The sequence below is a fragment of the Streptomyces sp. SD15 genome, assembly GCF_054462255.1.
Genome location: NZ_JBTLMO010000081.1, coordinates 1 through 26,453, shown reverse-complemented (window position 1 = coordinate 26,453; position 26,453 = coordinate 1). Strand labels below are relative to the sequence as shown.

The window sequence follows — 26,453 nt, the reverse complement described above, 5'->3', positions numbered from 1 at the left end:
GTCCGGTCGATCACGGTGGAGGAAAGCAGCGGTGTGTGGTCGGTGCCGGTGAGCGGGGTGGGGTGCGTGCAGCTGCAGCCGTTCGTGGAGCAGCCGTTCTCGGACGTGCCGTCCGTCGCTGTCGGTCCGCCCGGGTTCCCCCTTCCCCCCTCGCTTCCGGGGGAACGCGTCGAGGGCACGGCTGTCGACGATGACCTGGAGCCGCCGATACGCATCGAAGGCGTCGAGGGCATCCGGCCGCGCGGTCCCCGGCGGCCGGGTTTCGGCCGTTTCTGACCCGGCCGGTGCCGAGCTTCGCGGCCGGGCGGGAGGTATCAGCCGGAACGCCGTGCGGGAAAGGCCCGCCGGCGTCCCACCCGACAGTCAACGCGGCCGCGATCAGCGGGAGTGACGACCAGGGGAGGGCCGCCGCGCCCACGCCCTCCAGGACGCGTTCTCCGGTGAGGGAACCGGCCCCGATGCCCGTGTGGTACACGGTGGTCTGCAGCGGGGTGGCCACGTCGGCGTGGGCGGGCCCGACGCATCGACCGACGCGGTCTGGATCAATGCGGGCGCGCCTCCGAAGGCCGCGCCCCACAAAGCGACCGAGACGAGGAGCACGGCGGGGCTGTCCCCGTACAGCCCCGGTGCGAACAGGGCGCAGGCGAGCAGGGCGAGAGCCGTCAGCCGGCGAGTTCCCGCGCACGCTGTGCGGCCGCGCTCACCGAACCGCGGTGCACGGGACCATGCCCCGGCAGCAGGACGTCCGCCGCGAGGGCCTCGATGCGGGCGAGCGACGCGATGGCGCCCGCGCGTTCGGCGTGGAACATCGTGGGCAGCAGTTGCGGACCGTGGACCCGTGACGTGGGGTGGCCGCTGACCAGAGCGTCGCCGGAGATCACGATGCCCGCGTCCGGCAGATGGTAGGCGCAGTGACCGGCCGTGTGCCCGGGCGTGTGCACCGGTACCGGACGGCCGGGCAGATCGAGCGCGCCCTCCTTGGGGAACGGCTCGGGCTTGGTCATCCGGACGTCCGCCGTGCCACCGGACCGGATGGCGTGCACCGCCCAGGGCAGCACCCCGGGACGCCACGCCTGACGCACCACCTGCCCCACGCTCACCTGCTGGAGGAACTCACGGCGCGCGTGCGGCAGTTCCGCCTCGTGCAGGTGGACCGGGACGCCGAAGGTGCTGTTGAGGTACTCGGCGGAGCCGAGGTGGTCGTTGTGCGCGTGGGTGATGAGTACGGCGACGAGGGCCTGGGGCGAGTGGCCGAGCGCGTCGAGTGAGGCGAGGACCTCCTGCCGGTCGCCGGGATATCCCGTGTCGATCAGGGTGACGGCGTCGCCTTCGGCCAGAATCACCCAGTTGGTGTTGCTGCCGTGAACCAGATGGACTCCGGCGGCCGCCTCGACGATCGCGTCCTTGCGCATGACCATCCCGATGTTTGAGATCTTTCCCGGCCGGGTCGAGCCGTGACAGGGCGAAGGTATCGCGGGGGCCCGGACGTGCGACCACCGCCCTGTCACGGCGTCGGGCGTGTTCACGAACGGTGTTGGCCGAACGTGAACGGGTGCTGCTCGCAAGGGACTTGACGTGCCTTCGGAATGGCGGCTCCCATATGGCGAGTCTCGTTGACTTTTGTTCGAGTCTGCGAACAAAACCGCTCAAGGGAGAGCCGCATGTCCCCCCATTCGCACACCGCGCGCCTCGGAGGCTTCCTGAGACGCGCCGTCGTCCAGTGCGCCGTCCTGTGTCTCGCCGTCGCCGGACTGGCCGGAGTCGGCCGCTCCGCCACGCCGCTCGCGGCCGAGCCGGCCGCCGTCAGTACCAACCAGATCGGTGTCACGCCCGCCCCGATGGGCTGGGCGTCCTGGAACAGCTTCGCCAGCGTCATCGACTACGACACCATCAAGGCCCAGGCCGACGCCCTCGTCTCGTCCGGCATGGCCGCCGCCGGTTACAAGTACGTCAACATCGACGAGGGCTGGTGGGTGGGCACCCGCGACAGCAACGGCAACATCACCGTCGACAATGCCCAGTGGCCCGGCGGGATGAGGGCCATCGCCGACTACATCCACAGCAAGGGTCTCAAGGCCGGGATCTACACCGACGCGGGCAAGAACGGCTGCGGTTACTACTACCCGACCCCGGACACGGTGCCGGCCGCGCCCAACACCGGGATGGAGGGCCACAACCAGCAGGATCTGGAGGCCTTCCAGAACTGGGGCTTCGACTACGTCAAGATCGACTGGTGCGGCGGTGACGCCGAGGGTCTCGACCAGGAGACGACGTACAAGGCGATCCGCGACGCGAACGCCGCCGCGACCGCGGTCACCGGGCGCTCGCTGGTCCTCTCCCTGTGCGAATGGGGCACGGGCAACCCCTGGAACTGGGCGGCGGGTACGGGTGCCCTGTGGCGTACGAGCACCGACATCGTCTTCTGGCCCAACAACCCCACGATGTCCAGCATCCTGGCCAACTTCGACAAGTCGCTGCACCCCGAGGCCCAGCACACCGGCTACTACAACGACCCGGACATGCTCACCGTCGGCATGAACGGGCTGAGCGCCGCGCAGAACCGCACCCATATGGGCCTGTGGGCGATCTCCGGCGCTCCGCTGCTGGCCGGCAACAACCTGGCCACCATGAGCTCGTCCACCGCCTCGATCCTCACCAACCGTGAGGTCATCGCGATCGACCAGGACCCGCGCGGACTGCAGGGTGTCGAGGTCGCCGAGGACAGCACCGGTCTGCAGGTCTACAGCAAGATCCTTTCCGGTACCGGAAAGCGCGCGGTCCTGCTGCTGAACCGCACCTCCGCCGCCGCCAACATCACCGCCCGCTGGCAGGACATGGGGCTGACCACCGCCTCCGCCGCCGTGCGCAACGTCTGGTCGGCCACCGACGTCGGCTCGTACGCGACGAGTTACACGACCAGCGTCCCGGCGGGCGAGGGCGTGCTGCTCACGGTCTCCGGCACCGAGGGATCCGGGACGACGTACGAGGACACCACCTCGGCGATGACACCGACGTTCACCGGCGTCACGACCGCCGCCGCGGGCACGAAACTGATCGACATCACGTACGCCAACGGCGGTGCGGCGGAGCGCAAGGCGACCCTCCAGGTCAATGGGCAGTACGCGCAGACGCTGGCTCTTCCGCCCACCGGGTCGTCGAGCACGTACCGGACCGTCTCCGTCCTCGCTCATCTCGGGAAGGGCTCGAACACGCTGACCTTCGGGGCGTCCGGCACCGCGCCGGACATCGACGCCGTGGCGGTCCGCGCCATCCCGGGCACGAACGGGACGGCGATCGTCGGCACCGGCTCCGGGCGGTGCCTGGACTTCTTCAAGAGCACCATCAGCAACAACACCCAGGCCGAGCTGTGGGACTGCGGCGGCGGCCAGAACCAGACCTTCACCTACACCTCGCGCGGTGAGTTGGTCGTCTACGGCAACAAGTGCCTCGACGCCTACGACAGCGGCACCGCCAACGGCACCAGGGTGGTCATCTGGGACTGCAACGGCGGCACCAACCAGAAGTGGACGTTCAACTCCAACGGAACGCTCACCAACAACGTCTCGGGCCTGTGCCTCGACGCGTTGGGCAACGGCACGGCGAACGGAACACTGATCGACCTCTGGTCGTGCAACGGCGGATCCAACCAGCAGTGGAGCCGCAACTGAACCGCGTGTGACCTCGGGTGATCCATGGGGTGGTGCCGCTCGGGCGGCACCACCCCATGCCCTGTCCCAAGCAATGCCGTTGCCCTCCGCGCCTGGGGATGCTGGAGTGACCCCATGGATCACGTTGCGGTACTTGCCCTGTTCGACCGGGACATGCGGGAGAGCGCGCGGCCCGACGGCCCAGGGGCCCGGGTCGAGCGCGTCGGCAAAGTGGTGCGCCAGGTGGGCACCGAGCAGGGTTGGAACGGGGTGATCTGGTCGGACCTGGACGAGACGAGGGTGGACGCGGCGATCGCCGACCAGGTGCGGTACTTCGCCAAGCTCGGCCGTGAATTCGAGTGGAAGCTGTACGGGCACGACCAGCCGGAGGACCTCGGGCAGCGGTTGCGGGACGCGGGGTTCGTCGCCCAGCCCGAGGAGACCCTGATGATCGCCGAACTGGGCGATCTGGCGCTCGACGCCCAGCCGCCCGAGGGCGTACGGCTGCTGCCCGTCACCGACCGCGCGGGCGTCGACCTCGTCGCGGACGTCCACGAACAGGCCTTCGGCACGGACAGCACCCGGATGCGCCACCAGCTGCTCGCCCAGCTCACCGGGGACGCGGACAACGTCGTCGCGGTCGTCGCTCTCGCCGGCGACGAGCCGGTCAGCGCGGCTCGCATGGAGATGGTGCCCGGCACCCGGTTCGCCGGACTGTGGGGCGGCGGCACCGTGGAGTCCTGGCGCGGGCGTGGCATCTACCGCGCCCTCGTCGCCCATCGCGCCCGCGTCGCCGCCGACCGCGGCTATCGCTACGTCCAGGTCGACGCCTCCAGCCAGAGCCGCCCGGTCCTCGCCCGCCTGGGCTTCGAACCGCTGACCACGACGACCCCGTACGTGTACGGGTAGTACCGCGGATCGGTCGTGGGGGCGGCTTGCCGGGGTGTGAGGTCACATCCCGGCGTCCGGCTCAGGCCCAGGCCCCGTCACAGGTCGAGCTGATACTCCACGGCTCTGCGCGTCGGCAGATAGCCGAGTACGTCGTTGATGCGGCGCATGGGCGCGTTGCTGTCGGCGGTGTCGGTGAGCAGGCCGCCGAGCTCCGGGTGCCGTCGGCGGGCGGTGCGGATCGACTCCGCCTTCATCCAGAGCCCCAGGCCGTGGCCCCGGTGCTCGGGCAGGACACCGGTACCGTAGTGCTGGGCGTCACCCTGGCCGTCGCCGGGTACGACGAGCTCGGAGAAGCCGACGATCGAGCCGTCCGCCTGGTTCAGCACGGCGACCGTGTGCAGCGACTCACGGCGTTTCGCGACGGCTTCGGCAGCCGACACGACACGCTCCACGTCCCATACGACGGTCCCGTAGTCGGTCCCTTCCATCGGCATGTCGTCCATCGCCCGCCGCGAGTCGGCGAAGGTCCGCGCCAGCTCGGGCGGCACGGTGCCGTCCCACTGCGTCAACTCGTATCCGGGACACGGGCGTTCGGCGAGCGTGGTGATCCGCGCGAGATCGATGTCGGCCAACGGCAGTCGTGCGTACGTCAAGTCCAGCACCCGGCGGAAGCCGCGTGCGGCCAGGAACAGGTCGCCGGGGGAGCCGGCCTCGGCCTGCGCGAGGAGCGAGCGCCGCTCTTCGTCCCGGGCCGCCGAAACAGCCGCGTCCAGGAGACGGCTGCCTGCCCCCTGGCGCCGCTCGGCCGGATGGACACCGCCCTCGAGTTCGGCGAGATGCTCCTGCCCCTGCTTCGTGAACAACCGCAGGAACGCGGAACCCACGGGGATTCCCTCGGAGCCGGAAGCCAGCCAGGCCAGGCGCCGGCTCGACGGCGTGGGTTCGGGGTCGGTCAACGGCGTGATGTGCAAGGACAAGGTCTCTCCGTGGCGTCGGGGGCGCGGGGCGAAGCCCGCGGAACCTAATCGCCATGTTCCTTGACCCGCAAGCGAATTAGGGCCTGTCCGGCGGATCAGGTCGGAGGGAAGCGGCGTACCAGACCCCGCGTCTCCGGCGTGATCCGCCGGACAGGCGCTAAGCCGAGTAGGTCATCGGCGCACCTTCGCCCGGTCGAGTGCCGCGACGCCCACTGCCGCGAGACCGATCTGGATGAGCCATTCGATCCAGTCGATGCCCTTGGTGTCGGCCACGTCGAACGCGGCGGCGATCCCCGAGCCGATGAACGCGGCCACGATGCCGACGCCGATCGTCCACAGGATGCCGATGCGCTGGCGTCCCGGCACGACGAGTCGGCCCAGTATGCCGATGATGATGCCGATGACGATGGCACTGATGATGCCTGAGATCTCCATCTCCGCCCCTTTTTGTGTGGACCCCCGCTGTTAGGCGTCTTCCCCCTGTGGGCGGGGACAGTCCGTTCCGCTTCTCGGTCGTCCGTCGGCCGATGCGGCGGGCTCCTTCTCAGGCGCCTCCATGTCATGTACGTTTCAAAAACCTGTCGTGTGAATGACGGCCAACTATCATTCTACGCGCGCAGACTTGGCGCCCGCACTGCCTCTCTCCCCACACGCTCATGGAGGTTTGCCGGATGCTCGGAATCAGAAGATCCCGCCACAGAATCGCCACGGCGCTGTCCGTGTTCGGACTGCTCGTCACGGGTGCGGCCGTCCAGGTGTCCGCCGCCCCGCCGACCGCCGCGGCGACCCCGCACCGCATCCTCTTCGACAACGCCCACGCCGAGACCGCCGGCAACGCCGACTGGATCATCTCCACCAGTCAGCCCGACCCGCTCGGCCAGGACTCCTCGCCCTCCGCCGAGACCGACTGGACGGGTGCCATCTCGTCGTGGGGCGTCGCCCTGCAGAAGACCGGCGACTACAGCCTGAAGACGCTGCCGTCGGGCAGCAGCCTCACCTACGGCGGCTCCGCGGCGACCGACCTGGCGAACTTCGACACCCTGGTGCTGCCCGAGCCCAACACGCTGTTCACCACAGCGGAGAAGACCGCCATCATGACGTTCGTGAAGAACGGCGGCGGCCTGTTCATGATCTCCGACCACACCGGCGCCGACCGCAACAACGACGGTGAGGACGCCGTCGAGATCCTCAACGACCTGATGACCAACAACAGCGTCGACAGCACCGACCCGTTCGGCTTCACCGTCGACACGCTGAGCATCGGCTCCGACTACCCGTCGGCCATCAGCGACAGCACCAACCCCGTGCTGCACGGCTCCTTCGGAACCGTCACCAAGAGCCTGATCGCCAGTGGTACGACAGCCACCCTCAAGCCCGCCGACAACTCCACCGTCAAGGGCCTGCTCTACCGCACGGGTTACTCGGGCAACACCGGCGCGTTCTTCGCCACCAGCACCTTCGGCAGCGGCCGCGTCGCCTTCTGGGGCGACAGCTCCCCGATCGACGACGACACCGGCCAGTCCGGCAACACGCTCTACGACGGTTGGAACGACACCGGCGCCACCAACGCCGCCCTCGCCCTCAACGCCACCGAATGGCTCGCGGGCGGCGGCAGCGGCGATGGCGGTGACGGCGGTGACGGCGGCACGTGTACCGCCACCCAGCTGCTCGCCAACCCCGGCTTCGAGTCCGGCAGTTCCTCCTGGACCGCCACCAGCGGCGTGATCACCAACAGCACCAGTCAGGCCGCCCGCACCGGCTCGTACAAGGCCTGGCTGAACGGTTACGGCTCGGCCAACACCGACACGCTGTCCCAGGCGGTGACCATCCCGTCCGGCTGCGCGGCCACCCTGAGTTTCCATCTTCACGTGGATACGGCCGAGACGACCGCCAGCACGGCGTACGACACCCTCAAGGCCCAGGTTCTGAACAGCAGCGGCACGGTCCTGGCCACACTGGCCACGTACTCGAACCTGAACGCCGCCTCGGGCTACACCCAGCGCACCTTCGACCTCGGCGGCTACGCGGGGCAGACGGTCACGATCAAGTTCACCGGCGTCGAAGGCTCCACGCTGCAGACCTCGTTCGTCATCGACGACACGGCACTCAACGTGAGCTGAGCGCTGAGAGCTGAGCACGAGCCGACCGAAGGGGCGGGCCCTGTCCCGGGCCCGCCCCTTGCCGGACGTGGCCGTCGCGGCCCTGCGCTACAGGTCGGCCGCCTGCTCGGCGTCACCGCCGAGATGGCTCCACGTCCGCAGAACCACCTCCCGGCCCTTCGCCGTACGGACCACCGGCTGGTCGTCGGTGAGTACGAACCCGGTCGCCTTGGCGACCCGCTCGCTCGCCGTGTTGCCCTCCTCGATACACAGCACCACGCGCCGCACCGCGATGTGCCGCACGACGTACTCCGTGACGAGTCGCACCGCCCCGGATGCCAGTCCGCGCCCCCGGTGGGCGGCCCCGACACCGTAGGCGAGTTCGACGTCGCGTTCGTCGGCAGCGCTGCGGAACAGCAGGATCTCCCCCTGCGCCGGGCCGCCGTCCGTGATGATGGCGAGCTGCACGGAGTGTCCGGCCGCGCGCTGGTCACGCGCCGCTGCCAGGTACTTCCGCGCGGCCTCGGCGTCGAACGGCGACGCCACCGGCGTCCAGCGGTCGATATCGGGATCGTCGTACATCGCGACCAGGTCCGGCCCGTCGTCGTCAGACCACTCGCGCAGGTGAATCCCGAACCCTTCGAGCCGCAGCGGAGTCGGGAGGGTGAAAGTCGGCCGGTTGTTCATGAGGTGATCCTGCCTCCCAGGGGCGCCGGGCAGTCACGAGATTGCTCGCCGGCCGTCGTGGGACCGACCGCGGGCGCGAAGTACGGGCTCGGATTCTCCGCGGACCGCAGCGCCGCGCGGATCGCGCCCGCCGGATCTCCGTCGTGGTACCGCCGCTCGGACGGCTCGATGCCGTCCAGGAACTCCTGATAGCGGACGGCGTACGCGAGATGGGCGAGCGGCTCGGCGAGGGCGAGGGCGCGCGCCGGGTCACTGGTGGGGACCAGGGCCTTCCATGTGTCGACCCAGGCCCGGACGGCCGCCGCGCGGCTCGACTCGGGGAGGAAGCCGTGGACGCGCAGACCGTCCAGAACGGGATTGCCCCAATGGGCGTCGGCGAAGTCCACGACGACCGGCGGGCCGCCGTCGCTACGCCAGTTGCCGGGGTGGAAGTCGCCGTGCACAAGGGTGTCGGGCAGGCCGCACTCCAAGAGCTGGTCCCAGCGGTTCACCAACTCCCGTGCCGAGAGGAGCTCTTGCCCGGTGAGCTCCCACACGCCGGGTCCGTCGAACAGTTCGCGGACCCGCGCGGCGAGAACGGGCACGCGCCCGTCACGGAAACCCGGTGGGCACCCTTCCTGGATGCCCGGTGGACGTCCGGACGCGAGTGCCGCCTGCGCGGACACGAAGCGGGTCATGGCCGCGGTGACCGTCTCCGGTCCGGCTTGCCAGCAGTCCTCGCCGGGAATGTGCTCCATCAGGAGGCGCCGCTCACCGTGGCCGAGGACCGTGGGGACGAGTCCCGGGTCGACCCGCGCGAACGCGGCGATGGCGATGGCCTCGTCGGCGGCGAAGTGCGGTGTCGTCTTGAGCCAGACAGGGCCCCGCGCGGTGGGCAGGCGGAAGAGCCCGGCCAGGTTCCACGTACGTCGCTGCTCCACCGGACCGGTCACCGGCCGCCCCACCGACGCCAGGGCGCCGTCCGCCCAGCCGAGCAGCTCGCGCAGGCCGTCCGCCCGCGCCCACGGCGACCTGAGAACCTCATGACCGTCCAACAGGACCTGATCGACGGTCGGTTGGTCCAGCAGGCCGGTTGCCGGTCGCTCCAACGCCTCGACGTGGTACGTCACATGACCGTCCCGGCCGCCTTCACCCCCCTCGACGTCCAGGAGACGCAGGACGAGCACCGGTACGCCGAGCAGCTCTTCCAGACGGCCCACGACCGGTTCCACCTCGGACCACCAGGGGACCTCCACAGGGAAGGGGCCGACGCTCCCGAGGAAGTCATCATCCGAGGTCACCCATGCGCTCACGGTTCTTGTCACGGCGAAAGTGTGAGTGATCGGCTTGGTCCTCGGCGAGCGATTAACAGCGACCGACGGGGAGCGGGGAAAGGAGATCGCCCTCACTGCCACGGTTGCAGCCGCACGATACGACGAGGGCACTAGCTCCTGCGAAGTCGCGGTCCTATGGGCGTCGTTCCTGCTTCACGCATTTTGAGCGTGCTACAGCCAGCCTCGGCGGGCCGCTTGCCAGGCGAGCTGCATACGGGTCGCGGCGCCGGCGAGGGTCATCATGTGCTGGATGTGGCGCTGTACGGTGCGGCGGCTCAGTCCCAATTGACTAGCGATGGCCTTGTCGGCGATGCCCGCGACCAGGAGGGAGAGTAGTTTGCGGTCGGTCTCGGACAAGGGGTCGGTGTCGTCGGTGTCGTCGACCGTGCCGGAGTCGCTTACGTGCAGCGGCACGGCGTCCTCCCAGTAGCGTTCGAAGAGGGCGGTCAGCGCGTCCAGAAGGCTGCTTTCGCGTAGCAGGGCGGCCGTGGGTTCGTTGGGGCTGCCGTACGGGCCGCCTGGCACCAGGGGGCAGATGGCGATGGTCCGGTCGGCGACGGCGAGGCGCAGGGGAAGGTGGGGGACGGAGCGGGCAGTCTCGCCGGCGCGGACGCCTTCAACAACGTTGTCAACGGCGCCCTCGTCGTCGAAGAAGGCCCGCTCGTACAGGACGCGGTAGCGGACCCCTCGGGCCAGGGCGTCGTACTCGGCGCGATTGCTTCCCGAGGGCATGGCGACGTACTGGGCCTTGCAGAACCAGAGCATCTCGTGACGCGCGTTTTCCTGTAGTTGGCGCAAGTGGTGGCGCAGTGCCCCGGCGCCGGTGATGACTTCGATGAGCTGGCCGGCGTCCTGGCGGCGGCGGGTGCTGCGGTAGCTCTCCAGTAGGTCGGTGACGGCGGCACGGGCCTGGTCGAGGGCGTCGGCGTTGCGTTGCAGGCGTGGCAGAAGAGCTACATCGGGAGGGGATGCGGTGAATTGACGGGGCTGGTGGTCGGTGGGGCTGGCGAGTCCCTTGGTGGCGAGTGCCGCGAGGATGCCCTCGGCCTGCACCGGCGCGAGTCCGGTTTGTGAGGCGATCTCGCCGGCTGAGGCTGCGGCGGTCGTGATCAGGAGCCGGTAGACGGTCTCCTCGACCGCGGTCAGGCCGGCCGCCTCGAGCATGCAGGTCCCTCCTGGCCTGGACGGGCTCGCATGGAGGTGCGGACCCCACTGGTTATTGAAAGTAGGACTATACGTGGGTGTCCTCCCTATGACGCGGTGGATGCCGGGCTCACGCTCTCCGGCACCCACCGCGTTTTCAAGAGGGGTGGCTCACCGTCACGGTCACCGTGCGCCGGGGTGCAGGTAGGCGCGGTCCACTGTCTGCCGGACCGTGTTGCCGGCCGCGTCCTTCGCGGTCACGCGCAGCGTCACGTACGCGTCGCCCTGCACCCGGGCCGGACGCACCACGGTGGCGGTGAGGCCGTTGCCCTTGTGGGCCGTGGTCGCCGCGGTGGTCCAGGTCCGCCCGTCGTCGTAGGACGTCTCGACCTTCAGTATCACGTTGTGCGGTGCCGCCATGCCGTCCTGCATGCGGACGCTGATGCCGAGGCTGTGCTTTCGTGCCCGGCTCACTGCGTTCTGCGCGTCGACGGGTACGGCGTAGTCGACCTGGAGCAGCGGCAGCAGGGCGGGACGGGCGGCGGTGTCCGAGCGGAACGTCCACGACGTGCGTGTGCCGGCGCCGAAGTGCCAGTCGTCCGAGACGCGGGCGGTCGCCAGGTCCAGCCGGTACTCGGCGTTGCCTGCGGGCACCTCGAAGTCGCCCCATGCACCGTTGTCGGACTTGGCGACTTGCTTCCCGTTGCGGTACAGCACTGCCGTGGCCGTGTCGGGTATGTCGTCCGCGGCGGCCGACGGAGCGCCGAGGCGGACGCCGCCGCCGGGTCCTCCACTGAGGGGGATCTCGCCGAACGCCCAGTGGCCCGTCTCGGAGTCGGTGAACTCCGGAACGAACACGGAGAGGGTGTCGCCGTTGCGCACCGACGGCTGGGCCGCACCGCGCGGGATCGACGGACGGACCGGCGCTCCGAACCACCGCTCCGTTGCGCGCCGGCCGGGCCGGTAGGTGTGCGGGGCGTCCATCATGCCAACCCCCAACGGCATGTCAGGGATGTCGACGACGTTGTGGTGCACGGTGTGGCTCCACAGCGTGTCCCCGCCGGTCACGTACTCGACGCGTTCCTGTCCCACCGGTACGTATCGGCTGTACTGGTTCCAGGCGGTGTCCTGGTACGGCCGCCAGCCGAAACGCTGCTCGCTCGCCCAGGACGAGGCACCGGTACGGGTGTACGTGCTGCGGACCACGGCGCTCTCCCGCTCGGAGACGGTGTGGACCACCTGCTGGGGGATGGAGCCCTTCGAAATCTGCATGACGTCGTACAGGTACGGGCTGCGCACCGTGCCGGAGAACGTCAGCGTCGTGGTGCCTCTCTTCGAGACGCGCTCCAGGAGGGCCGCCCCGCTTTTCCAGGAGGTCCGCATGGTGGGCACGGCCATCCGGTCACCGTCCGGCTGCCACCGGGTCCAGACGCCCAGGCCCTCGGGCCACACCAGCAGCAGCGCCTTGGCCCCTGCGGCTGCCGCGGCCTGGGCGAGCGCCCTGTCGTCGTCGGCGGGTTCGTACCGTACGACGGCCAACTTGCCGCGCGATCCGCGGAAGTCGGGCGCCGCGGAGGTACCGGCATCCGCGGCGGTCAGCCGCGCGCCCTGGTCACCCAAGGCCGGGGAGAACGGCTCGTAGTACGGGGCGAGCGGCAACGAGCTGCCGGAGACCTTCGCCCGCAGCTGCGGGGCCACCAGCTGCCAGCGCGAGTGGAACTCGAAGGCGCCGTCGGTGACCGGAGCAACGGGGCTGACGTAGAGCCGCTTGACCTCGTCGAAGTACATGGCGCCCTGGAGCAGGCCGTGACCGTCGATCTGGCGGTAGAACATGGTGCTGAGGATGCCGCGCTGCTCGGCGGGGCGAGGCGTGCGGATCTTCACCTCGGTGACCTTGGTGGCGTCCAGCGTCACCGTCATGTCCTTGGTGACCTTCACATCGGGGACGACGATGTCGCCCGCCTCGTGGCCGTCATCGGCCGCGTCGTAGAAACCGGAATTGATGTAGTACGTGCCCTCTTCCACGACGGCGACCGCTGCGTCCCTGTCCGTGTACTGCACGAACCCGTCGGGGCCCCAGATGGTCGGCAGCCAGCCAGGCATGATCCGGCCGTCGCGGTCGCGGTAGACCACGGTCAGCCTGTGCTGCCGGCCCTGCACAACGAGGGAGACGGTGGTGTGGGCGAGCACGGTGCCATCGGCGGACTTCGCGGTGACGTATCCGTAGTACTTGCCGCGGGCGGCGTTCGTCGCGTCGACGCGCAGCGGCACGTCAGCCGTGGCGCCGGGGGCCAGTTGCACGGTGCCGGAGCCGAGGCGGACCACGCCGTCCGGGAGCGCGCGCCCGGAGTCGGTGGCCAGGCTGACGGCCAGGGCGAGCGTGAGCGGGCGGTCACCTGTGTTGGTGTAGTGAACGGTCGCCGTCTGCTGCTGCCCCTCCGTACCGCCGGCCTGGATCGGGTCGAAGGTGACGGAACCGGTGGCCGTGACCGGGCCCATGGCCGTGGCCAGGTCGATGCGGCCGCCACCCTGCTCGGTCACCTTGGTGCCGGGAACCGTGTGCGAGGTGCTGGTCAGGGCGTCCTTGAGCTGTTGGGGGCCCCAGTCGGGGTGCTGCTGGGCCAGCAGCGCGGCGGCGCCGGCGACGTGCGGGGTGGCCATCGACGTGCCGGACGCGGAGGTGTAGTTGGCGTCGACCGGGGTGCCCATGGTGGTGCCGGACGCGCGGGCGGCGACGATGCCGACCCCGGGGGCGGTCACGTCGGGCTTGGCCGCCGCGTCGCCCAGGCGCGGGCCGCGGCTGGAGAAGGGGGCGAGGGAGTCGTCACGGTCGACGGCCCCGACGGTCAGCGCCGCGTCGGCCGCGCCGGGAGAGCCGATGGTGGACGGGCCGCTTTGGCCCGCGTTGCCCGCCGCCACGACGAAGAGCGTGCCGGTGGACGCGGTCAGGCTGTTGACGGCCTGGCTCATCGAGTCGGTGCCGTCGGTGGGGGCGTCCGAGCCGAGGCTCATGTTGACGACCTTGGCGTGCTGGGAGGCAGCCCACTCCATGCCATCGATGACGGACGACTCCGAGCCATAGCCGTCGTCGCCCAGTACCTTGCCGATCAGCAGGTCGGCCCGGGGCGCGACACCGCGGCGGGTTCCCGAGGACGCGGCGCCCGTGCCGCCGACGGTCGAGGCGACGTGCGTGCCGTGGCCGAAGGCATCGTTGGTGCCGGCGCTGCCGGAGAAGTCCTTGGCGTCCGCGATGCGGCCGGCCAGGTCGGGGTGGTTCGCGTCGACGCCGGTGTCGAGGATCGCCACCTTGACGCCCTGGCCCTCCTTGCCGGCCTTCCAGGCGGTGGGCGCGTTGATCTGTGCGGTGCTGCGGTCCAGCACGGCCTTCACTTTGCCGTCCAGCGAGACCCGCGGAGCGACCGCGGCACGGGCGGCGTCCGACTTCCCGTCAGGGTTGAGCGTCTTCCAGAAGCGGCCCAGGTCGTCGTCGGCGACCCGCAGCGATCGCGCGTTCAGGCTCTCCAGCCTGCGGGCAGGCGTGGCGGCCGCGTTGAACGCCACCAGCCGGTCGGCAGTGGCCGCGGCAGCCTTCTCCGCCCGCGCGGTGTCCCTGGACCCGTCCCGTGACGGTTCCGAGGAGACGATCAACGGAAGCACGGAGGCATGGGCCTCGTCGTAACCATCGGCGATCAGGGCAGTCACATTGAAGAGCCGGCGGTCCAGCGTGCCCGCGGTCACCAGCGCCTCGGCGTCGGAAGGCAGCACGGTCAACGCCTTGTCGTCCCCCTCCAGCGTCCGGAAGTAGACATGCCGGCGCCCGGGTCCGGGCTGTACTGACGCGGTGCGCCGTCCGTCGGGCAACGACGTCACCGTCACCCGGTCACCAGTCAGCAGTCTTACGGTGGCGGAGACGGCCCTTTCGCGGTCGGCGGATCGCGCCGTTCCGTCCGTGCTCGTCCCGGCCGAGACGGGCGATACACCCCCGACTGTCACCAGCAGTGCGGTTGATATCGCCGCCGATAGGCGGATCCATGCCATCAGTCAAGCACCTTTCGTACAGCTCGAGGTCATGCGCTGTACGACAGAATCCGCTGACGTCACCGGGCGTGTCACTGGTATCGGCTGCCACAGATGCGACATGTCCCAACGGCGACACGGGCACGGTGTAGGGCCACACCAGGAGGCTCCCCGCGCGCGGCCCGCGGGTTGCCTCGCGGTCAAGTTCTGGAGGATGCAGCGGAGTTGGCGGAGGGGATAGGGCCGTTCCGGCGCCGCGACAACGGGGTCGGAGGCCTCGTGGGTCCGACTTGCGACGGGGCCCGGTGCGTGGAGGCCAGATCCGGGTGCCGATCTCCTCCTTGAGCACGGCTCAGAAGCTGTCGGCTGCGGCGTTGTCAAAGCAGGAGCCGGTCCGGCCGGTGCTCTGGCGAAGGCCCAACGTGCGTATCGCCGGTCGGCGGTGAAGTCACGGCGGCTGCGCGACGAGGACCCGGTCCCCATCGGCCGGTGGGTCGCCTTCGTCCACTTCGGCCCGTGGACGGTCGTGGAGGGCGCTCGCCGAGCCTCGTTCGAGCAGGCCCGGCGAGCGGGTGAGCCGGAGCGGTCGGGCCGGACTACGGCTTGCGGGCCACCGCTCCGTACATCGCGATGTCCTCGTCGCGGATCGGCTCGGTGTCCGTGCCGTCCGGGTGCCACTTGTGGACCTGGACGATGCCGGGCTCGACGAGTTCGAGGCCCTCGAAGAACTCCTCGGCCTCGGCGTGGGTGCGCAGCCGCATGGGCATGTTGCGCGCCGCGTACTCGCGGGCGACTCGCGCCACCTCCGCCGGGGCGAACTCGGCGGTGCCGATGGACATCGCCAGGTAGCTGCCCGAGGGGAGGGGCTCCAGGAGGCGGCGGACGATGCCGACCGCGTCGTCCTCGTCCAGCACGAAGTGGACGATCGCGATCACGGTGAGGGCGACCGGTTGCGTGAGGTCGAGGGTGTCACGCAACTCCGGGGCGTTCAGGATCGTGGCCGGGTCGAGCATGTCCGCCTCGACGTAGGCGGTCTTGCCCTCGGGGGTGCTGGACAGCAGGCCCTGGGACAGGGTCAGGACGATGGGGTCGTTGTCCACGTAGACGACCCGGGAGTCGGGGGCCACCGACTGGGCGATCTCGTGGAGGTTGGGGGAGGTGGGGATGCCGGTGCCGATGTCCAGGAACTGGCGTATCCCGGCCTTCTCGGCGAGATGGGCCACCGCACGGTTCATCCAGTCGCGGTTGGCCTTCATGTGGATCGGCAGGGCGGGCCACTCCTGCGACATCGCGTCGCCCGCCTCCTTGTCGGCCGGGTAGTAGTCCTTGCCGCCCAGGATGTAGTCGTAGATGCGCGCGGAGTGTGCGCTCTCGGTGTCGATACGGTCGGCCGGCCATCCGTTGTCGGACAATGCCGCCCCTCCCATCAGGTCGTCGGTTCAGTGGTCAGTGCTTGAGCAACAACGCGTCACAGCAGAAAGTCGGCGGCCCCCGCCTTCACGCCCGCCAGAAAGCTCGTCATCTCATGGGGCGTGAAAACCAGCGCGGGCCCCTCGGGATCGGTGGACTGACGCAGCGCGACCCGCCCGTCGCCCAGCTTCTTCGCTTCGACACAGGCGCCGCCGGCGTCGTCGCTCCACGGCTTGTACCAGCCCTGTGTGCCGAGTTCCCGGGCAGGCATGCCGTTGCGTATGCGGTGCTCGGCTGGGTGGTGGCGCACTCATAGCTCCTTGCGAATCGCACCGAGGAGGGACGCGGTCTTCTTGGCGGGCGCCGACTGGGCGCCCAGCCGGTCCAGGGCCTCGCGGTACACCAGGACGTCCTCCTCCTTGTCGAGATAGAGGGCGCCCACCATTCCGCTCTGATAGACGATGTCCGGCAACTCGGGTGCCCTGAAGCGGAAGAGATGGAACGCACCGGCCCGCATGGCCGGATGCGGGCCGTTCTCGAACGGCATGATCTGCAAGGTCACATGGGGAAGTGCGTTGACGGCGATCAGGTGGTCGATCTGGGCGCGCATCACCTCGGGGCCGCCGACCGGCCACCTCAGCACGGTCTCGTCCATCACGACCCAGACGCGCGGCGGCGCCGGACGGGACAGCAACTCCTGGCGACGCAGGCGCAGGGCGACCCGGCGCTCGGTCGCCTCGGCCGGAGCGTGCGGGTTGCCGGCGCTCAGCAGGGCGCGCGCATACGCCTCCGTCTGCAGCAGCCCGTGGACGAACTCCGCCTCGTACGCGCGGATCTGCAGCGCTGCCTGCTCCAGGCTCAGATACGCGGCGAACCAGTCCGGCAGGACATCGCGGTACGTGTGCCACCAGCCGCGCTTGTTGGCCTCGCGGACCGACTTCAGGAAGGTGTCGATCTCCTGCTGGTCCGTCACGCCGTACGTCTGAAGGAGCTTCTCGGCATCCGTGAGACGAAGCCGGGCCACCTTGGCGGCTTCCATCCGGCGGATGGTGGAGTGGCTGACCCCGATCGCCTCGCCCGCCTGCGCGTACGTCAGTCCGGCCTGGGTGCGCAGTTCCTCGAGTTGTCGGCCCAGGATCATGCGCAGGACGGAAGGAGCGCCGCCCCAGTCGGTCACCGTTGACACGCCTTACCCCCTCACAGCGGGCTTCGAGGTCGCAGTCTGTCACGATCATCCATCGACGGGGGAAGCATGCACCTGGCACATTGCAATTTTCAACTTGTCGGTTGCGAGGTGTTGTTGGCAGCTGCCACAGTGGTCCTATCGTCCCTGGCGTATCGAACGGAAAGGCTGCGCGGCCCAGTTGGGGGAGACAGGGCTGCAACGTGAGTCTTGTTGTGGTGAGTTGTGCGCAGCTCGCGAAAGGCATCGGACCACGTGGGACGGCACGAGCACCGCCTTTGGTGCGAAGGCAGACGAAAGGCGAACGGCGATGACCCCGCCCTCCCTCCCCCAGTCCGTGGGCCGACCGCCGGGGGACGCGTACCCCCGCAGAGCAGGTGTGCTGGTCCTGCCGGCGGCACCCGCCTCGGTGGGCATGGCCCGCAGATACGTGCGCGAGTCGCTCGGCGAGTGGGGTGCGAGCCAGGAGTGGTGCGACAACGCTGTCCTGGTGACCTCCGAGCTTGTCACCAACGCCCTGACGCACACGGCGAGCGAGCGGATCGTGTGCAGACTGCGCATCGCTGAAGGGCTGCTCCACATCGAGGTCGAGGACCAGAACCGCGGCTGGACCCTCCCGGAGCGGCGGCAGCCGGAACCCGACGACCAGGGCGGCCGCGGGCTCCTGCTGGTCGGCGTACTGAGCAGCGACTGGGGCGTCAGAGACAGCGACGACGGGTCCAGGCGCATCGTCTGGGCCGTACTGCCGCCGGAGGGCCCGGAGCCCGCCTCGACCTGGCCCCCGCCCGCCACGAACATCGCCCGGCCCATCCCCCACTCGGCCGAAGGATCCCCACCTGATGGAACGACAGCACATCGCTGACCCGCGCGAGCATCGTCCCGCCATCGACCTGCGCGAGCACAACTCCGTCTCCGGACTGGATACGCGCATCTGCGTACCGCCGCGGTACGAGCACCCGGCACGACTGGTCATACCCGCCGAGCTGTCGGCCGGCCTGGGGTGCGATGCCGTGGGCACGTCCCGGGAGCACGGGGAGCGGATCATGGAAAGTCTGCCCCGTGTCGGCTGTGTGTTCGCCGACGACGAGCGGTGGTGGTGGATCGTCCCCTCCGGATCCCACATAGACGTCACCTGGCCGTCCTCCACCAGCTATCTGGTCGGCGCCCGGCTGGCCGACCCGTCCTGGACGCGAGCCCTCCGGCGGTCCCGGTCCGATCGCCCTCGTCTGATCCACAGCCCCCAGGGCGACTCGCCGTACACACCGCCGATTCCCCTGTACTTCATCACCTGTCGCCTCGCCGGCAGCACCCCGAGCTGGTCGCTCGGCGCCGGGTACTGACCCGTACTTTTCCCGACCTGCCCCCAGGCCTTACGAGGTCTGGGGGCAGGTTCGTGTCGGGCGCGGGCCGTTCCTCATTCAGGCAGCTCGAACTCTCGCTTCCTTGACATGCAAGTAATTGCCTGCACAACGTTGAGTGTGCGATCAGATGATGGCGACTCCGGGATGGACCAGGTCTTCAAGGCGCTGGCCGACCCCACGCGACGGCGGCTGCTGGACCGGCTGCACGAGCACGGTGGTCAGAACCTGGGGGAGCTGTGCGAGCACATCGACATGACCCGTCAGTCGGTGACGCAGCATCTGGCGGTCCTGGAGGCCGCCAATCTGGTCAGCACGGTGCGGCGGGGGCGGGAGAAGCTGCACTACCTCAATCCGGTGCCGCTCCACGAGATCCAGGAGCGGTGGATCGACAAGTTCGAGCGCCCGCGCCTGCGCGCGCTCAGCGCCCTCAAGCAACGAGCCGAGGAAACCATGACCGACAAGCCGACCTTCGTGTACGTCATCTACATCCGGAGCACGCCCGAGAAGGTCTGGGACGCGCTCACCGACGCCGATCTGACCGCCGCCTACTGGGGCCACAGCAATGTCTCGGACTGGCAGCCGGGCTCCCGGTGGGAACACCGGCGCACGGACGGCTCGGGCATCGCCGATGTCATCGGCACCGTGGTGGAGAGCGACCGGCCGACCCGCCTCGTCACCACCTGGGCCGCGCCCGAGGACGAGGGGCGGCAGGACAAGTACTCCCGCGTCACCTTCGACATCCAGCCGCACGCCGACATCGTCCGGCTCACCGTGACCCATGAGGACCTGGTCGACGAGGCCGCGCTCGGTGACGTGGCCCTCGGCTGGCCCGCGGTGCTCTCCAACCTGAAGTCCCTCATCGAGACCGGCAGTCCGCTGCCGCAGGAGCCGTGGCTGGTGCCGAACCGCTGAGAGTGCTCCCTGGGTGATCCCCGGCTGGGCGTGCCGCGCGGGCGCGAAGAGGCCGGCCCGCACGGGGCGGGTCGGCCTGCGGCTTTCCTTTTCCGGTTCCTTTCGCCTTGCCGGGGCCGGGCTACGCCCGTGAAGTGCTCTTCGTCGCCGTGACCGCGCACACCGCCCCCAGCACCACGGCCAGTACGCCGATGATGATGCTGTTGAGCACGACGCCGGTGTCCGGGTTGGTGCCGACCACCCACGGCGAGATGATCATCCACGCGCCCATCGCGCAGATGGCCCAGCTCAGGCCGTACATCCTCTCCGGCGCCCTGGTGAATCCGAGGGCCAGCAGCGCTATCGCGATGCCCATGATCAGGTTGTGGGTCACCAGGGCCGGCTGGCTTGTCGTGTAGTGGAGTATCCACGGGGACACGGCGCAGTACAGACCGAGCAGGAACACCGGTCCGTCCACGAGTGCCACATCGCGGCCACCGACCATGCGGGCATACCGGTCCCGCATTTCGGAAACATCGGGGTGGGTCGAGATGTCACTTCTGGGGTGCGAGACGTTGGCCATGGGTCGTCTCCTTCGATTTCTGCAGGCCTGACCGCGTCTGGCGCGGTATGCGGTAAGCGCCGCGTAAGTTCATTGTGCGCTTATTTCACCCTTATGTGTAGAGGTGGATCCCAGGGGGCCGAGGAGGATGCGTGCGATGGCGCGACGGGCTCGCGCGGGGGTCTTTGGGTCGCGGTGGAGCTGGAGGGACTGGTTGGCCGCCAGGGCCACGCCGTTGAGCTCGAAGGCAAGCTGGTCCACGTCGGTGTGTGGCGAGAGTTCATGGCCCTCGACCGCAGTGATCAACTCCGCTGCCACATACGCCGACCAGGCGGCCAGCGCGTCGAGCACCGCGTCACGGACCGGACCGGGGCGGCCGTCGAACTCGCTCGCCGCCGAGGCGAGGAAGCAGCCCCCGTGACCCTCGCCCTCGGCCATGTAGTCGATCCACTCGTCGAAGGCGCGCGTCAGCCGCTCGGTCCCGGGTCGGGCGCCGACGGCGCGCGCCGGTACGCGCATCCGGAACCGCTCGACCGCCGCGTCCAGAACGGCGAGTTGGAGCGCCTCTCTGCTGCCGAAATGGCCGATCACCCCCGCCTTGCTCATCTTCAGGTCGGTCGCGAGGCGGCCGATGGTGAGGCCTTCGAGGCCCTCGGCGGAGGCCAGCGTCAGGGCGCTTTCGATGATCCGGCCGCGCGTGGCAGCGGTTTCGGCAACGGACTTGCGCGGGCTCATGCAGCCATTTTAACCGAACGATCGTACGCTATTAGCGTACGATCGTTCGTTAGGTATTACTGGAGCCTCGGCGCCGACTTCCAGGTCGCCGCGCTCGGCCTCCACCCAGAGGGCGTCCGGGGCGACCGTTGAACCGCCCGCCGTCGCTCACCCGACCGTCGGGGTGGGCGACACGGAGACCCCGGCGGTCCCGGAGGCGTCCGCGGGCGGAGTGAGCACGACGGTCGGCTCGCCCGGCTGGGGCGCCGGCGGCGTGAGGTTCTGGGCGGGCAGCTTCGGTTTGTTGGTCTCCTGGAACAGCACCTGATCGAAGTCGACCAGTCCGGTCTTCTCCATCACCGTGATGTGGTCGAGCACGGTGTCATTGGCCTGGTCGGCCAGGGCGCGTACGAGCGTGTTCTTGGTGGTGGCCCGAATGTTCGCGATGACCGGGAAGATCTGCCCGTGGGTCACCCGCAGGATGTTGGCGAGGTCGCTGTCGAACTCCTTGCCGGTGTCCCCGCTCAAGGTCGCCACGAACCCCTGCTGTTGCGGAGACGCCTGGTTGGGAAGGGTGATACCGAGTTGGGTGGCGACCTTGCGATCGGTGGCGTCCAGCGCGGCATGGCCGGTGACCAGGTGCTGACCCGCCGTCCTGACGGCCGGGGTGGTGCCCTTCTGCAGGGCCAGCTCGCCGCAGGGGTATTCCCACAGCCCGGCCGCGCGCACCTTGACGACGAAGTCGCGGTCGGCCTCGGTCAGCGGACCCGACGTGGTGTTGGCGATGATGCGCGTCGGGGAACTGGCCGTGGTCTGCAACCCGAGCACGGCGGGGTAGGCGAGCGCGGCGAGGGTCATGGTCAACGCACCGGCCACGAAGAGGGTTCCCGCGTTCCGTGTCATGCGCATTGAGCCTCCTGGGGCGGTGCGGCAGCCCGGAGCCGGATGCTCCGTCGAGCCGCGTGGCGGATCCGGTGCGAGGGGATCCGGTACGAGTGGTTCGGACGCCCACCAGTACGACCGCGCGGGAGGGGTAAACCTTTACTCCGAGTAAAATCCGTGGTGCCGCCCGTCAGTTACGATCCCGAGCCTCCTTGAAGCGGGCCAGCCCGTCCGGGAGTTCGACGATGGGGTCCGGATAGTCGTAGGCGGCGCGTTCCGCACCCCGAAGCCTCCACGGCTCGTGCACGGCGGCGCCCGAGAGCCCCTCCAGCTCGGGCACCCAGCGCCGGACGTACACTCCGTCCGGGTCGTAACGCTTGGCCTGGGTCACCGGATTGAGGACTCGGTTGGGCCGTGAGTCGGTGCCCGTTCCGGCCATCCACTGCCAGTTGAGCTGATTGTTGGCGACATCGCCGTCCACCAGCAGATCCAGGAAGTGCCGGGCCCCGACCCGCCAGTCCACGTACAGCGTCTTGGTGAGGAAACTCGCGGTCAGCAGGCGTCCCCGGTTGTGCATCCAGCCCTCGTACCGCAGTTGCCGCATCGCCGCGTCGATCACCGGATAGCCGGTGCGTCCCAGCTTCCAGGCGTCGATGTCGCTTCGCGCCCGGATCGGGGAGCGCCAACGGTCGTGCCGGGTGCGGTAGTCGGTGGCTGCCGCGTCCGGCCGGGCAGCGAGCACCTGGTGGTGGAAGTCCCGCCAGGCCAGCTGTCGTACGAAGGCCTCGGCGCCCGGACCGCCCGCCGCGCGCGACCGGTGGACGAGTTCGACCGGAGAGAGCGTGCCGAAGTGCAGGTGGGGGGAGAGCCGGGAGGTCGCGTCGCCGGGCAGGTCGTCGCGGCGGTCCGCGTATGAGGTGATCCCGACACGCAGCCAGGCCGCGAGCCGCTTCCTGGCCTCCGTCTCGCCACCCCGGGCCAGCCCCGCCGAAACCCCGGACAGATCCCCGCGCGAGGGGAGGTGCTCCGAGCCGACGCCGTCCGGGACCCGGATCACCCGGGGCGCGGCGACTGCGTCCCGCAGCCGCTGCCGCGACCAGTGCCGGAAGTACGGCGTGAAGACGGCGAAGTGGTCCGAGGAATCGGGAGTGACCGTGCCGGGGGCCAGCGCGGTGACCACGGTGTCGTGGACATGGAGGCGACACCTCCCGGTCTCCAGGGCCGTGCGCAGCCGTTCCTCCCGGCGCTGCGCATAGGCGCTGACGCCCGCTGCCATGTGCACGTCGTCGGCGTCCGCCTCGGCGACCACCTTGGACACCTGGTCGACGACGTCGCCGGAGCGCACCACCAGATGACCGCCGCGCTGTCGGAGTGCGGCGTCGAGGTCCGCCAGGCAGTCCGCGAGGAACGCCAACCGGTTGGGAACGGCGAACCCGGCTTCGGCGACCGCGTCGTCGCGCACGAAGAGGGGCACCAGAGCCGACGAGCCGTCGTGAGCCGCACGCAGGGCCGGATGATCGTGCAGGCGCAGGTCCGAGGTGAACAGGACGACCGAGACGGTCATGGTGAGACTCCGGGACGGTGGAGCGAGGGGGCAGGGCGGCGCGACGTGTCCATCCATGACTTCATCGGACTCACATTTCCATCCATGACTTCATGGGGCTCACATTCTTCCTTGGATGTGGATGTGGATGTGGATGCCGGATGCGGAGGCCGCGGGGGCTGCGAGCCCGTGTGCCCGCAGAGCCCGCAGAGCCAGCAGAGCTCGCAGAGCCGGCGGAAGCCATGGAACCGCCTCCACCCGCCGAACTTCGGAAACCACGCGTAATGCGGGAATCGTGTGGATGGCTCGCGCACGCCGGGATCACTGCGTGGGCGTGGGTACTTTCCGGTCGACCGGGGTGTCTCGGGCCGCGGCCTTTGCGATGTTGCGGGCCATGCTGCCGAACACGACCGCGTGGAACGGCGCTACGCCCCACCAGTACGCGTGCCCCAGCAGCCCGTGCGGATGGAACAGGGCCCGCTGCCGATAGCGGGTCCGGCTGTCGTCGCCGACGTCGGCGTACATCTCCAGCCAGGCCAGTCCCGGCAGCCGCAGCTCGGCACGCAGCCGCAGCAGACGACCGGGCTCGATCTCCTCGACGCGCCAGAAGTCGAGCGAGTCGCCCACGCGCAGCCGACCGGCGTCGCGGCGCCCGCGCCGCAGTCCGACGCCGCCGACCAGCCGGTCCAGTCGCCCGCGCACGGACCAGGCCGCCCGGAAGGAGTACCAGCCGTTGTCCCCGCCGATGCCTTCGATCACCCGCCACAGCGCCTCGGGCGGAGCGTCCACGGCGCGTTCGCGACGGTCGGTGTAGAGGCTGCCGCCGGCCCACTCGGGGTCGGTGGGCAGCGGATCGCTGGGCGCGCCGGGCACCGAGGCCGACGACCACCGGGTGGTGACCTGGGCGTCCCGTACGCGTCGCAGCGCCAGGGACACCGTCTCGTCGAAGCCGATGGGGTGGCCCGGGGGATCGGGGACGTACCGCACGATGTCGTGCTCGTGGCACACGACCTCGTGGCGCAGCGACTCGGTGAGCGGACGCGCGATGGACGCGGGCACCGGGGTGACCAACCCCACCCAGAGGCTGGAGAGCCGAGGGGTCAGCACCGGCACGGGCAGGATCAGCCGGTGCGGGAGGGCGGCCACCGCGGCGTACCGCTGCATCATCTCGAGATAGGTCAGGACCTCGGGGCCACCGATGTCGAACGCGCGATTGACGTCGGCGGGCATACGTGCGCTGCCGACGAGGGCGCGCAGCACGTCCCGTACGCCGATCGGCTGAATGCGGGTGTGCACCCAGCTCGGCGTGACCATGACCGGCAGCCGTTCCGTGAGGTAGCGCAGCATCTCGAACGAGGCCGATCCGGATCCGATGATCACCGCCGCGCGCAGGACGGTGGTGGGCACGCCCGATTCCAGCAGGATGCGGCCGACCTCGGCGCGGGACCTGAGGTGTGGTGACAGTTGTCCCTCGGGGACGCCCGCCGGGGTGAGGCCGCCCAGGTAGACGATGCGTCGGACCCCCGCGGCGCGGGCCTGCTCCCCGAAGATGCGGGCCGCCTTGCGATCCGTCTCCTCAAAGCCGGCGCCCGTGCCCAGGGCGTGCACGAGGTAGTAGGCGACGTCCGTGCCGCGCAACGCTTCGGCGACCGAGCCGGCGTCCGTGACATCGCCGCGCACCACCTCCGCGTCGCCCGCCCACGGGTAGTCCCGCAGCTTGGCGGGGGAGCGGGCCAGGCAGCGGACCCGGTGCCCGTCGGCCAGCAGCTCGGGGACCAGCCGCCCGCCGATGTAGCCCGTCGCACCGGTCACCACACACCTCGGGCCGAGGCGGCCGTCGTCGTCACTCATGGGTCCCTCCGTCGCTCGCCGGGTCCCCCTTCCGCCACTCCCCTCCACCCTCTCTTCCACGCTGGGCCGGACTCCCACCGAGTTCCCCGGCCCTGCGTACGAACCCCTCGTGCAGGTCATGGGCCGCACGTGGCCGAGCCTGCCCATTTCGGCGCCGTCGGTGGAGTACGAGAAGGACGGGCCGTGGCCCTCCGGAAGCCGGTGCAGATAGCGGTGCATGACGTACCCGGACCGCATGGCGATCAGCGGCTCGCGTTCGTCGAGGAGATCGCCCGCCGAGACCGCGTCCAGTGCGGTCAGGGGACTGTCCGGGCGTACGCACAACACCGGGCGTCCACGCAGCAGTTCGGTGCCCTCGAAGTCGGCGGGCACGTCGTCTCCGTCGAGCTGGTTCACCAGGCCCAGGTCGAAGCCCGCCCTCCGACAGGGCCCGGTGGGTCTCCGACTGCTGGGCGCCGACCACCTCCACCTGCGTCAGCGGATGCGTCGCACGGAAGGCCCGGCCCGTCGGGATGAGCAGCGGCACCGTCGCCGCGTCGACCGTGCCGACGCGGACCGTACGGCTGATGCGGTGCTGCTCGCCCGCCGCGCCCCGTAGCCGGTCCACCGAGTCCAGCACGTTGATGATGTGCGGCAGCAGCTCCCGCCCCTGGTGTTTTGAGTCGGAGATTCGTCGGTAGCAGGCGGCGACCTTGTCGAGGATCTCGTCGGCGGGTTTCGTCCAGACGAACGGTCGTGGGTGGTCGTTCCAGTCGGCGAGCCAGGCCCGGATGTCGCGCTCGAGGGCGTGGACGGAGTGGTGGACGCCACGGCCTCCAGCACGATCCGCGACCGCAACGCCAACGACTGGGCACTCGAACGACGACGCACCCACGACTGCAACATCGCCCGCTCGGCATCAGAGAGCACCACCGGCGGGATCTTCGGTCCAGGACGACTCACACCAGACCAACGACAAATCTCCGACTCAGGACCCTAGGGCCTGTCCGGCGGATCATGCCGGAGACGCGGGGTCTGGCACGCCGATCTGCGGCGTTGTCGTCGGTTGCCGACTCCCCCAAGTTCTCGGCTTCGCTCGAACAGGGGGGACCCCCATCGCGTCGACGCCCTCCTCCGCCTTGCAGCTCGACGCACCAGACCCCGCTCACCTGCGCCGACAAGGCACCGCCGCTTCCCTCCGACCTGATCCGCCGGACAGGCCCTAGTACTCCAGCAGCGTTTCGCTATCTGGTCTGGTCAGAGGCGTCGTCCGGAGTGTAGTTGGCTGATGGTGTGTCAGGGG

The 26,453-nt window shown here is 69.8% G+C and carries 22 protein-coding genes and 1 pseudogene; 7 read left to right on the top strand and 16 right to left on the bottom strand.

Translation table 11 applies throughout. The features are described from left to right. Positions 1-276: hypothetical protein (locus ACX28W_RS40980; protein WP_459005210.1), on the top strand; the 276-nt coding region annotated here is incomplete at its 5' end. Between the two features lie 386 nt (positions 277-662). Here ACX28W_RS40980 and ACX28W_RS40975 read toward each other — a convergent pair. Further along, complete coding sequence (locus ACX28W_RS40975; RefSeq protein ID WP_459005209.1) at positions 663-1,412, bottom strand: MBL fold metallo-hydrolase; 750 nt, start codon at positions 1,410-1,412, stop codon at positions 663-665. 249 nt (positions 1,413-1,661) lie between these two features. Here ACX28W_RS40975 and ACX28W_RS40970 point away from each other — a divergent pair, with 249 nt between their 5' ends. Both ACX28W_RS40970 and ACX28W_RS40965 read left to right on the top strand, forming a co-directional pair. After that, positions 1,662-3,668: an RICIN domain-containing protein gene (locus ACX28W_RS40970; RefSeq protein WP_459005208.1), complete on the top strand. Its 2,007-nt coding sequence runs from the start codon at positions 1,662-1,664 to the stop codon at positions 3,666-3,668. A gap of 114 nt (positions 3,669-3,782) precedes the next feature. Next, the gene (locus ACX28W_RS40965) at positions 3,783-4,556 is read left to right on the top strand and encodes a GNAT family N-acetyltransferase (protein ID WP_459005207.1); all 774 of its coding nucleotides are present in this window, start codon (positions 3,783-3,785) and stop codon (positions 4,554-4,556) included. A 77-nt stretch (positions 4,557-4,633) separates the two neighbouring features. On the opposite strand, the gene ACX28W_RS40960 is transcribed toward ACX28W_RS40965, so the two are convergent. Both ACX28W_RS40960 and ACX28W_RS40955 read right to left on the bottom strand, forming a co-directional pair. Continuing rightward, positions 4,634-5,515 carry a GNAT family N-acetyltransferase gene (locus ACX28W_RS40960; RefSeq protein WP_459005206.1) on the bottom strand — a complete coding sequence of 294 codons (882 nt, stop codon included), beginning with the start codon at positions 5,513-5,515 and terminating at the stop codon, positions 4,634-4,636. Positions 5,516-5,686: 171 nt separating this feature from the next. Beyond that, entirely contained in the window at positions 5,687-5,950 is a 264-nt protein-coding gene (locus tag ACX28W_RS40955; protein WP_459005205.1) for a GlsB/YeaQ/YmgE family stress response membrane protein, read from the bottom strand. Between the two features lie 236 nt (positions 5,951-6,186). Between ACX28W_RS40955 and ACX28W_RS40950 the strand changes: the two genes are divergently transcribed. After that, positions 6,187-7,635, top strand: coding sequence for a hydrolase (locus ACX28W_RS40950; RefSeq protein WP_459005204.1), 1,449 nt, complete (start codon positions 6,187-6,189; stop codon positions 7,633-7,635). An 87-nt stretch (positions 7,636-7,722) separates the two neighbouring features. Here ACX28W_RS40950 and ACX28W_RS40945 read toward each other — a convergent pair whose 3' ends face one another. The 7 genes from ACX28W_RS40945 to ACX28W_RS40915 all read right to left on the bottom strand — a co-directional run bounded on the left by ACX28W_RS40945 (position 7,723) and on the right by ACX28W_RS40915 (position 17,370). Then, positions 7,723-8,301 (bottom strand): GNAT family N-acetyltransferase, encoded by a 579-nt coding sequence (locus tag ACX28W_RS40945; RefSeq protein ID WP_459005203.1) that lies wholly within the window; start codon positions 8,299-8,301, stop codon positions 7,723-7,725. Continuing rightward, positions 8,298-9,605: an aminoglycoside phosphotransferase family protein gene (locus tag ACX28W_RS40940; RefSeq protein WP_459005202.1), complete on the bottom strand. Its 1,308-nt coding sequence runs from the start codon at positions 9,603-9,605 to the stop codon at positions 8,298-8,300. The genes ACX28W_RS40945 and ACX28W_RS40940 overlap by 4 nt, the downstream gene beginning before the upstream one ends. A 180-nt stretch (positions 9,606-9,785) precedes the next feature. After that, a complete protein-coding gene (locus tag ACX28W_RS40935) occupies positions 9,786-10,778 on the bottom strand; it encodes a helix-turn-helix transcriptional regulator (RefSeq protein WP_459005201.1) in 993 nt (330 codons plus the stop codon). A gap of 162 nt (positions 10,779-10,940) precedes the next feature. Then, the gene (locus ACX28W_RS40930; RefSeq protein ID WP_459005200.1) at positions 10,941-14,795 is read right to left on the bottom strand and encodes a S8 family serine peptidase; all 3,855 of its coding nucleotides are present in this window, start codon (positions 14,793-14,795) and stop codon (positions 10,941-10,943) included. Between the two features lie 575 nt (positions 14,796-15,370). After that, a complete protein-coding gene (locus ACX28W_RS40925; protein WP_459005199.1) occupies positions 15,371-16,186 on the bottom strand; it encodes an SAM-dependent methyltransferase in 816 nt (271 codons plus the stop codon). A 56-nt stretch (positions 16,187-16,242) separates the two neighbouring features. Next, positions 16,243-16,455, bottom strand: a complete 213-nt coding sequence (locus ACX28W_RS40920) for a DUF397 domain-containing protein (RefSeq protein ID WP_362075680.1) — start codon at positions 16,453-16,455, stop codon at positions 16,243-16,245. A gap of 39 nt (positions 16,456-16,494) precedes the next feature. Next, complete coding sequence (locus tag ACX28W_RS40915) at positions 16,495-17,370, bottom strand: helix-turn-helix domain-containing protein (RefSeq protein ID WP_459005198.1); 876 nt, start codon at positions 17,368-17,370, stop codon at positions 16,495-16,497. A gap of 307 nt (positions 17,371-17,677) precedes the next feature. Between ACX28W_RS40915 and ACX28W_RS40910 the strand changes: the two genes are divergently transcribed. The 3 genes from ACX28W_RS40910 (at position 17,678) to ACX28W_RS40900 (ending at position 19,640) form a co-directional block, all read left to right on the top strand. After that, the gene (locus tag ACX28W_RS40910; protein WP_459005197.1) at positions 17,678-18,229 is read left to right on the top strand and encodes an ATP-binding protein; all 552 of its coding nucleotides are present in this window, start codon (positions 17,678-17,680) and stop codon (positions 18,227-18,229) included. Next, a complete protein-coding gene (locus ACX28W_RS40905) occupies positions 18,207-18,707 on the top strand; it encodes a hypothetical protein (protein ID WP_459005196.1) in 501 nt (166 codons plus the stop codon). The genes ACX28W_RS40910 and ACX28W_RS40905 overlap by 23 nt, the downstream gene beginning before the upstream one ends. A gap of 165 nt (positions 18,708-18,872) precedes the next feature. Continuing rightward, on the top strand, positions 18,873-19,640 hold the full coding sequence (locus tag ACX28W_RS40900; protein WP_459005212.1) for an ArsR/SmtB family transcription factor: 768 nt from the start codon (positions 18,873-18,875) through the stop codon (positions 19,638-19,640). A gap of 121 nt (positions 19,641-19,761) precedes the next feature. Here ACX28W_RS40900 and ACX28W_RS40895 read toward each other — a convergent pair whose 3' ends face one another. The 6 genes and pseudogenes from ACX28W_RS40895 to ACX28W_RS40870 all read right to left on the bottom strand — a co-directional run. Next, positions 19,762-20,202, bottom strand: a complete 441-nt coding sequence (locus tag ACX28W_RS40895) for an SPW repeat protein (RefSeq protein WP_459005195.1) — start codon at positions 20,200-20,202, stop codon at positions 19,762-19,764. 69 nt (positions 20,203-20,271) lie between these two features. Beyond that, entirely contained in the window at positions 20,272-20,916 is a 645-nt protein-coding gene (locus ACX28W_RS40890) for a TetR/AcrR family transcriptional regulator (protein ID WP_459005194.1), read from the bottom strand. Between the two features lie 147 nt (positions 20,917-21,063). Next, positions 21,064-21,804: a DUF4142 domain-containing protein gene (locus ACX28W_RS40885; protein ID WP_459005193.1), complete on the bottom strand. Its 741-nt coding sequence runs from the start codon at positions 21,802-21,804 to the stop codon at positions 21,064-21,066. A 163-nt stretch (positions 21,805-21,967) separates the two neighbouring features. Beyond that, complete coding sequence (locus ACX28W_RS40880) at positions 21,968-23,341, bottom strand: cryptochrome/photolyase family protein (RefSeq protein ID WP_459005192.1); 1,374 nt, start codon at positions 23,339-23,341, stop codon at positions 21,968-21,970. Between the two features lie 300 nt (positions 23,342-23,641). Then, complete coding sequence (locus ACX28W_RS40875) at positions 23,642-25,171, bottom strand: SDR family oxidoreductase (RefSeq protein ID WP_459005211.1); 1,530 nt, start codon at positions 25,169-25,171, stop codon at positions 23,642-23,644. Positions 25,172-25,306: 135 nt separating this feature from the next. Beyond that, positions 25,307-25,820 (bottom strand): annotated as a pseudogene (locus ACX28W_RS40870) (LysR family transcriptional regulator substrate-binding protein); the annotation flags it as partial. Positions 25,821-26,453 lie beyond the last annotated feature (633 nt).

Excerpts from the sequence above, each read along its gene's own strand:
- ACX28W_RS40975 (WP_459005209.1), bottom strand. The coding sequence starts at position 1,412 with ATGCGCAAGGACGCGATCGTCGAGGCGGCCGCCGGAGTCCATCTGGTT.
- ACX28W_RS40970 (WP_459005208.1), top strand. The coding sequence starts at position 1,662 with ATGTCCCCCCATTCGCACACCGCGCGCCTCGGAGGCTTCCTGAGACGC.
- ACX28W_RS40965 (WP_459005207.1), top strand. The coding sequence starts at position 3,783 with ATGGATCACGTTGCGGTACTTGCCCTGTTCGACCGGGACATGCGGGAG.
- ACX28W_RS40955 (WP_459005205.1), bottom strand. The coding sequence starts at position 5,950 with ATGGAGATCTCAGGCATCATCAGTGCCATCGTCATCGGCATCATCATC.
- ACX28W_RS40950 (WP_459005204.1), top strand. The coding sequence starts at position 6,187 with ATGCTCGGAATCAGAAGATCCCGCCACAGAATCGCCACGGCGCTGTCC.
- ACX28W_RS40945 (WP_459005203.1), bottom strand. The coding sequence starts at position 8,301 with ATGAACAACCGGCCGACTTTCACCCTCCCGACTCCGCTGCGGCTCGAA.
- ACX28W_RS40935 (WP_459005201.1), bottom strand. The coding sequence starts at position 10,778 with ATGCTCGAGGCGGCCGGCCTGACCGCGGTCGAGGAGACCGTCTACCGG.
- ACX28W_RS40930 (WP_459005200.1), bottom strand. The coding sequence starts at position 14,795 with ATGGCATGGATCCGCCTATCGGCGGCGATATCAACCGCACTGCTGGTG.
- ACX28W_RS40920 (WP_362075680.1), bottom strand. The coding sequence starts at position 16,455 with ATGCCTGCCCGGGAACTCGGCACACAGGGCTGGTACAAGCCGTGGAGC.
- ACX28W_RS40910 (WP_459005197.1), top strand. The coding sequence starts at position 17,678 with ATGACCCCGCCCTCCCTCCCCCAGTCCGTGGGCCGACCGCCGGGGGAC.
- ACX28W_RS40905 (WP_459005196.1), top strand. The coding sequence starts at position 18,207 with ATGGAACGACAGCACATCGCTGACCCGCGCGAGCATCGTCCCGCCATC.
- ACX28W_RS40900 (WP_459005212.1), top strand. The coding sequence starts at position 18,873 with ATGGACCAGGTCTTCAAGGCGCTGGCCGACCCCACGCGACGGCGGCTG.
- ACX28W_RS40895 (WP_459005195.1), bottom strand. The coding sequence starts at position 20,202 with ATGGCCAACGTCTCGCACCCCAGAAGTGACATCTCGACCCACCCCGAT.
- ACX28W_RS40890 (WP_459005194.1), bottom strand. The coding sequence starts at position 20,916 with ATGAGCCCGCGCAAGTCCGTTGCCGAAACCGCTGCCACGCGCGGCCGG.
- ACX28W_RS40885 (WP_459005193.1), bottom strand. The coding sequence starts at position 21,804 with ATGCGCATGACACGGAACGCGGGAACCCTCTTCGTGGCCGGTGCGTTG.
- ACX28W_RS40880 (WP_459005192.1), bottom strand. The coding sequence starts at position 23,341 with ATGACCGTCTCGGTCGTCCTGTTCACCTCGGACCTGCGCCTGCACGAT.
- ACX28W_RS40875 (WP_459005211.1), bottom strand. The coding sequence starts at position 25,171 with ATGAGTGACGACGACGGCCGCCTCGGCCCGAGGTGTGTGGTGACCGGT.